Origin of the sequence: Arthrobacter sp. I3, assembly GCF_000520575.1 — a bacterium.
Lineage (GTDB): Bacteria > Actinomycetota > Actinomycetes > Actinomycetales > Micrococcaceae > Arthrobacter > Arthrobacter humicola_A.
In genome coordinates this window covers 1-7,058 of sequence record NZ_AZSB01000534.1, presented here as the reverse complement: position 1 = coordinate 7,058, position 7,058 = coordinate 1, and the positions used below count along the sequence as shown (strand labels likewise).

Sequence of the window (7,058 nt, the reverse complement as noted above, 5' to 3'; positions counted from 1 at the left end):
GCATCGGCGGCGAACTCGCCGGGGCCCTGGGCGGTGGCCTCCAGAGCATGGCCCGCTCGCTGGGGACCCAGCTTGGCAGGGAACTGCTCCGCGGCGTCTTCGGCACTTCCTCCAAACGCCGCCGCCGCTAGGGATCACCGCGGCGGCATCCAACCGAACGTTCCCGGCCCGCGGGCCGGGCGGCCTTCAGCCATGCTCCGCGTCACAGATGCGGACTGTGACACCGGGATTCCTGTGGGGTACAGGTAACGTAAGAATGGTGCAGATGAGTCAGGCGTTGGTCAAAATCGCAGCAGTGTGGCTGCTGGGACTGATGCTTGCCGTCGCCGGCGCCATCGTGTCGATCAATCTGGTGAACGACTCCATTGCAGGGCCCCAGCAGCCAGTCCGCGAATATTTGAGTGCCCTGCAAAAGGGCGATGGCGAAAAGGCGCTGGGCCTGTTGCGCGCCTCCGTGCCACAAAGCAACCCGGCGATGCTCGACGGCACGGCCCTGCAAACCGCTGCGGCACGCATCTCCGGCGTCAAGCTTGGCGCCGCGGAAGAGCGTGGTGCCAATCGGGTCATGGTGCCCATGGAGTACACCGTTGACGGTAACAAGCTGCGGACCGAATTCCTTTTGGAGCGCTCCGGCACCGAGTGGCTGTTCTTCCACAGATGGTCTTTCGTCCCCTCTGAGTTGCCCGTCCTGGACGTCACCGTGGTCAACTCCAGCGAGGCCACCCTCAACGGGGTGCCGGTGAACATGCCCAACGGCCGCAACTCCTTTGCTGTCTTCTACCCGGGCGAGTACGAGGCGACCCTGAACGGCCAGTACTTCTCCGCCCCGGCCACCCGCGCCACCGTGTCGGCCGCGGACGCGCCTCCGGCATCGCTGAACCTGCTGACCGAGGCCACGGGCGCCCTGAAGGAGGCCGTGAGCGGCAAGGTCAAGGAGTTCCTGGACTCCTGCGCGGACGAGGCCGACAAGCAGCAGAAGCTGCAGCCCAACTGCCCGTTCTACCACGCCACCAACAACCGCGTGATGGACGGAACCATCGACTGGAGCATCACGGACTACCCTAGCGTCAGCATCGAGCCGTTCGGCGGCCGCTGGGTGGTGGCGCCCCTCGACGGCAAGGCCCGGATCAAGGCCCGCCAACAGGATCTGTTCTCGGGCGCCGTGTCCGAGATCGACTCCGTCCACGATTTCAGCTTCACGACCCGTCTGGACATCGACGGCGACACCGTCAAACTCACGCCGCAGCTGGACTACTAGTACCCGCCGGGACTCCGCGGCCGGGGGCCCGAAGAAAGCCTAAAGGCTGCTGTCCGTGACGCAGGGTCACGGACAGCAGCCTTTTGGTCAGCCTTGGCGCAGCGGCTCAGTCCATTCCGCGCAGGTCCAGGACCAGCTCGGTGTCTCCGTCGGCCTGCAGGAGCACGGGGATTCCCCAGTCCTGCTGGTAGAGGTGGCAGGCCGCATGGTCCGGGATCTCGCCGTCGGCGTCTTCGGACCCGTCACAGGCCGCCGCGCGGGCGGTGATGTGCAGGACGCCCTCGGGGACGTCGGAGGAAAGCTCCAGGGTGCGCAGGAGCCCCACGGACGTCCCGCCGCCGGAGACCAGCAGTTCGGGGGGTGTGGACGAGATCTTCAACTGGGTGGGATCGCCCCAGCGGTCGTCCAGCTTCTGACCGGTGGGCGCCGTGAAGCGGACCGCCAGTTCGAGCGGCCCAGGCGCCACAGGGCTCTTGGGCCGGTGGGTCTGTGCCGCACCCTCGTCCACCTGCTGGGCTTCCTTCGGGATGGGCACGTACACGAGCTGGTGCTTGTTGGCCTCGACCACCACCAGCAACGGCTCGGATCCGGCGACCTGGGTGTGGTCCACAATCACGTCCGAGGGCTCGGACAGTCCGCGGGCCAGTGTGGAGACCGTGCCCGTTGCGGGGTCGTAGCGGCGGACTGCGCCGTTGTACGTGTCCGCGATGGCCACGGAACCGTCAGGGAGAACCGTGACGCCGAGCGGGTGCTGCAGCCGCGCCTCCGCGGCGGGGCCGTCGCGGAAGCCGAAGTCGAACAGGCCCTTGCCCACCGCCGACTCCACGGTGATGCTGCCGGCGTCGTCAATCACGAGTTTGCGCAGGGCGGAGGTCTCGGAGTCAGCGACCCAGATGCTGCCGTCCGCGTCTTCGGCAAGGCCGGAGGACTGGGCGAACCAGGCTTCAGCGGCCGGGCCGTCCAGGAGCCCTTCGAGGCCGTTGCCGGCGATGATCTTTACGGCGCCGGAGGTCGGGTCGAAGCTGAAGATCTGGTGCACTCCCGCCATCGCGACCACCACGGCGTTGAGCTTGGTGGACCAGACGACGTCCCACGGCGAGCTCAGGGACACCGCGAGCGGGTCCGCCTCGAGCCGGGTACCGTAGGCGGCGCCTTCCTCGTCCACGCGGGCCGGGCCGGTTTCCAGCAGCCGCTGTACGCCGTTGCCGGCCAGCGTCCGGGCGGTGCCGTCCGCGAGGGACAGCCCGCGGAGCCGGTGATTCACGGAGTCGGCAATGACGACGTCGTAACCGGCGGCCGCGGCGACATCCTCGGGCAGCAGCACCAGGCCCTGCGGTTCGTTGAACCGGGCGGTGGCGGCGTTGCCGTCGGCGTGGCCCTTTTCGCCCGAGCCGTACGTGGCCAGCACGGTCTGAAAGTCGGTAGAGAGTTCCACGAGCCGGTGATGGCCGGTGTCGGTCACCAGCCACGAGCCGTCGCCGGCACTTCCGACGCCGCGGCCGGCGGGCAGGAACAGGGCCTTGCCCGGGAAGCGCAGCGTTCCCGACGTCGGTTCCGGCGCCACGTAGGGGCCGTCGCCCCGGTGCAGGGTGCCCCTGGCTTCGTGTTCGGCGATCAGCTCGGGGATCAGGACGGCGAGGCCGTCCGCGTGGCCCTCGCCGGAGAGGTGCGCGACGATGTAGCCCTCGGGATCGATGACCACCAGGGTCGGCCAGGCCCGGGCCGTATAGGCCTTCCAGGTGTCCAGCTCGGGGTCGTCGAGGACAGGGTGGCGGATCTCGTAGCGTTCGACGGCGGCCGCCAGCGCCACGGGATCGGCCTCGTGCTCGAACTTGGGCGAATGCACGCCGACCGTCACGAGGACATCCGAGTACTGCTGCTCGAGCGGGCGGAGTTCGTCCAGGACGTGCAGGCAGTTGATGCAGCAGAACGTCCAGAAGTCCAGCAGCACGATCTTGCCGCGCAGGGATTCAAGGTCCAGGAACTTGCCACCGGTGTTAAGCCAGTTGCGGCCCACCAGTTCGGAGGCCCGGACCCGGAGGTGGGTGCGTACGGTTTCGGTCATGAGCGTCCTTCCAGCTTTGAATTGCGTTCGGCAAGCCTGGCGTCGCGCTCGGCCAGCTTGGCAAACATATCGTTGTAAGCGGTGAGATCGGCGTCGTTATTCCTGTCCGCCGCCCGGTCGGTGCGTTTGGACTCGCGCGCGTCGGAGCGGGACCACATCACGGCGACACCGATCGCTACCAGCAGGGTTGGCACTTCGCCGATCCCCCACGCCACGGCACCGCCCATCTGCTGGTCCAGCAGGGCCGCGGGACCCCAGGTCCGCCCCAGGTTGCCGAAGTAGTCGGCGGCCAGCAGCCCGGTGCCGCCCATGATGGCGACGCCGAAGAACGCGTGGAAGCCCATAGTGGCCAACAGGAGCAGCAGCCGCATGGGGTACGGTGCGCGGCGCGGCAACGGATCGGTGCCGATCATGGTGAGCACGAAGATGTAGCCGGTGAGGGCGAAGTGCAGGTTCATGAGTTCGTGGCCCACGTGGTCCCGCATCGCATAGCCGAACGCGTCCGAGTAGTAGAAAAGCACGATCGAGCCGGCGAAGTTGGCGGCCGCGAACAGCGGGTGGGTCACCAGTTGCGAGAACTTGGAGTGGATGAAGATCATGAGCCACTCGCGCGGGCCGCGGGAGCTGTCGCGCCGGGCGGTGAGCGCCCGCAGTGCCAGCGTCACGGGGGCGCCGAGGACCAGGAAGATCGGGGCCACCATGGTCAGGGCCATGTGGTCCACCATGTGCGCCGAAAACAGCACCCTGCCATAGACCGACGGCGGCCCCGAGGTCACGTAGGTGAGGACCATGAGTCCGAGCACCCAGTTGACCGTCCTGAACCAGGGCCACGAGTCTCCCCGTTTCAGCACCCTTCGTACGCCAAGGAGGTAGGACACCAAGCCAAAAACGACGACGGCGATCCAGAGCCAGTCGAGCCGCCACTCCGTGAGCCATCGGTCCGGGGTCAGTTCCGGCGGCAACTCGTAGCCCGAGAGGATGAAGGCCGGCGAAGCGTCGGGGGCGAAAGTGGTGGGCTGCGGCGGGGCGGAACGCCCCAGCGCGACGGCGATCCCGGACGTCGCCCCCATGATGATCAGCTCCACGATCACCAACTGCCACAACACCCGGCGCGCGGACCTGCCCATGGCGCGGTTGCCCAGCTGCGGGATGACCCAGCGGCGGTGCATGAGCCCGATGCCGCCCAACACCAGGACCGCCGCCGTCTTGGCCAGGATCAGTTGCCCGTAGGCCGAGCCGAAGAGGTCTGCCCATGTGGTGAGGCGGATACTGGCGTTGATCACGCCTGAGGCGAAGACCAGGGCGAAGGCAAAGCCGGCCAGGGATGAGAACCGGCGCAGGGTTGGCTCGGTGATGTCTGCTGTCCCCGAGCCTGCCCCGGAGGTGCGGGCACCGGCGCCTGCGCCTTCCAGGACGCCGGAGAGGACTGCGAGCATGATGATGCCGCCCACCCATGCCGATACGCCGACCAGGTGCAGGCCGAGCGAGTTGATGGCGCCCTCGTGGTCGCTGGAGCTGGAGGAGTGTCCGATCAGGGCAGCGGGAACCAGACCGATCAGCGAAAGGACCAACGTCAGTGCCAGGCCGCCGCGGGACCGCACTCCGAACAGGGCGGTGGTAACGACGGCGGCGATGATGACGACAGCCAGCCACGCGCGTCCGGTTTCGATGTCCGTCATGAAGTACACGAGGGAGCGGGTGAATTCCGGGTCCCCGGAGATGCCCTGCCCCGCAATGTCCGCGTAGCCCAGGACCAGTACGGTGATCGCGGACAGCGTCCAGACGGCGCCGGCGGCCGCTGCCACGGCCAGCGCCCGGGTGAAGGCCGGATGTTCCGGGGCGTCCTGCTCCTTGGACCGGGAGCTGTTCCTGTTTCGCGGCAGGATGCCGACGGCGAAGATAAGGCCGCCGATCACGGTGGCGACAGCGACGTTGTGGATCGCTTTGCTCACCGGAAGCCCCCAGCGCACCAGCGCACCTGGATCTGAGACCTCGCGGGCGGCTGCTGCGCCGGAGAAGATCAGTGCCGCTACCAGGCCAATAAACAACGCGCCAAGGCCTGCGATCAGCCAAGGCCGGGCAATCCCGGCGGGACCGGAGCCAGGGCCGCGTGCGTCCCCGGGGGGAACGGGCGCTGCGGTTGTGGGCGTGGGATTTACTGCGGAAGGCACACCTCCATTGTCCGCTACGCCGCCTTGCTCAGCGAATCGGCCCCGGCGGCTGGGCCTCCGGGGATCCGTCCAGCCGGCGCGGCCTTCAAAGGGCTGCAGATTGGTCGGGAAGGCAGCCCGGCCGGCCTAAGACCGGTTAGGGACCGGTTAGGGACTGGCCGGCGGCTGGCCGGGGACTGGCCGGGGACGCAAAAGGAGCGGCAACCCGAGGGTTGCCGCTCCTTTCAAGCCTGCGAAGAAGACTACTTCTTCTTGGCGACTGCAGCCTTCAGCTTGGAGCCGGCGGTCAGCTTGACGCTGTGGCCAGCGGCAATCTGGATGGTCTCGCCGGTCTGCGGGTTGCGGCCGGTGCGAGCTGCACGGTCGGTGCGCTCTACGGCGAGCCAGCCCGGGATGGTGATCTTCTCGCCCGCGGCGACAGAGGTCTCGAAGACCTCGAACAGTGCGTCGAGCACGGAGTTGACTGCTGCCTGGCTGGTGCCGGCCTTGCCTGCTACCTCTGCAACAAGTTCACTACGGTTCTTAGCCATTTATGTCCTCCTGGACGGTCACGATTTTTGGAGCCTGCACACGGCATGCGTACAAACCACTGTTCGAAAACTTACCAGCTTGGCGCCTCAGAGGTGGCAAATTCCGCGTGTTTTCGGCCTTTTTTGGGGAAAATCACTGGAATCGGGCGCCGATCGCCGTCAAATTGCGCCGAGAGCGGAAGCCCCCTCGTCGGTGCCGTTTCACCCAGTTCCGCCGCCGTCCCCGCCGGCGGACTTTCCGCCGCCAGGAAGCCAGCCCGGGCGCTGCCCGCTGGGCACCGGTCCCATGGTCCTGGCGGGCCGTGAGGGGGGCCTTGGCGGGGGCGACGCCGGCACCCGTCTTGGATGCCCTGCCGGCCGCCCGGGGGTCGTGGGGCGCTCGTGGCGGGCCCTGGGACCTGTGTTCTCGCAGGCCGCGACCCGGGTTCGGCTGGGCACGTAGCCGGGGGCTGGCGGGCGGCCGATCCCTCGAGGCCGATCCCTCGGGTCCGGGCCGCCGAAGGCACGGGTCAAGTCCTGAAAGGCCGGTTAAATGCGGGAGGACCCCTACCTGGTGGTGGGGGTCCTCGACCGTTAATGGTGTTCCGGCGGTGACCTACTCTCCCACACCCTCCCGGGTGCAGTACCATCGGCGCTGTGGGTCTTAGCTTCCGGGTTCGGGATGGGACCGGGCGTTTCCCCCACGCTATGACCGCCGTAACCCTTGCTCCGCCACCGGCCCGTTGTTGGGGGTGGGGAAATCTGGTGGTTACAACATCTGTGGTGTTGTTATTTTGTTGTGGTTTTGTTCCTGTCGCAACGTGCCGTCAAGTAACGGGTTTGTTGTTTGGGAACCACATAGTGGACGCAAGCAGTCTTGTTTCTTTGTACCCTTCCCTGGTGTGAACGTCTTTTGAATCCGTTCACGGGAAGAGTGTGTGGTGTAAGTTATCGGCCTATTAGTACCGGTCAGCTTCACGAGTCGTTAGTCCTCGCTTCCACATCCGGCCTATCAACCCAGTGGTCTGGCTGGGGGCCTCTCACACACAAGGTGT

5 protein-coding genes and 2 rRNA genes are annotated in these 7,058 nt (G+C 67.1%); 2 read left to right on the top strand and 5 right to left on the bottom strand.

The window, feature by feature from the left end; genetic code table 11:
• Together Y706_RS29950 and Y706_RS0102265 are read left to right on the top strand one after the other, a co-directional pair.
• Positions 1 to 131, top strand: a 131-nt coding sequence (locus Y706_RS29950) for a DUF853 domain-containing protein (RefSeq protein WP_253906672.1), incomplete at its 5' end; no start/stop codon positions are given.
• A 134-nt stretch (positions 132 to 265) separates the two neighbouring features.
• Positions 266 to 1,258 (top strand): hypothetical protein, encoded by a 993-nt coding sequence (locus Y706_RS0102265; protein WP_028275306.1) that lies wholly within the window; start codon positions 266 to 268, stop codon positions 1,256 to 1,258.
• A gap of 106 nt (positions 1,259 to 1,364) precedes the next feature.
• Here the strand turns inward: Y706_RS0102265 and Y706_RS0102260 are convergent, their stop codons facing one another.
• The 5 genes from Y706_RS0102260 to Y706_RS0102240 all read right to left on the bottom strand — a co-directional run.
• On the bottom strand, positions 1,365 to 3,323 hold the full coding sequence (locus Y706_RS0102260) for an NHL domain-containing thioredoxin family protein (protein ID WP_028275305.1): 1,959 nt from the start codon (positions 3,321 to 3,323) through the stop codon (positions 1,365 to 1,367).
• Positions 3,320 to 5,407, bottom strand: coding sequence for a bifunctional copper resistance protein CopD/cytochrome c oxidase assembly protein (locus Y706_RS0102255; protein ID WP_253906671.1), 2,088 nt, complete (start codon positions 5,405 to 5,407; stop codon positions 3,320 to 3,322). The genes Y706_RS0102260 and Y706_RS0102255 overlap by 4 nt, the downstream gene beginning before the upstream one ends.
• A 329-nt stretch (positions 5,408 to 5,736) precedes the next feature.
• Positions 5,737 to 6,024 carry an HU family DNA-binding protein gene (locus Y706_RS0102250; protein ID WP_011776355.1) on the bottom strand — a complete coding sequence of 96 codons (288 nt, stop codon included), beginning with the start codon at positions 6,022 to 6,024 and terminating at the stop codon, positions 5,737 to 5,739.
• A 582-nt stretch (positions 6,025 to 6,606) separates the two neighbouring features.
• A 5S ribosomal RNA gene (rrf, locus tag Y706_RS0102245) occupies positions 6,607 to 6,723 on the bottom strand.
• 218 nt (positions 6,724 to 6,941) lie between these two features.
• Positions 6,942 to 7,058, bottom strand: a 23S ribosomal RNA gene (locus Y706_RS0102240); the annotation flags it as partial.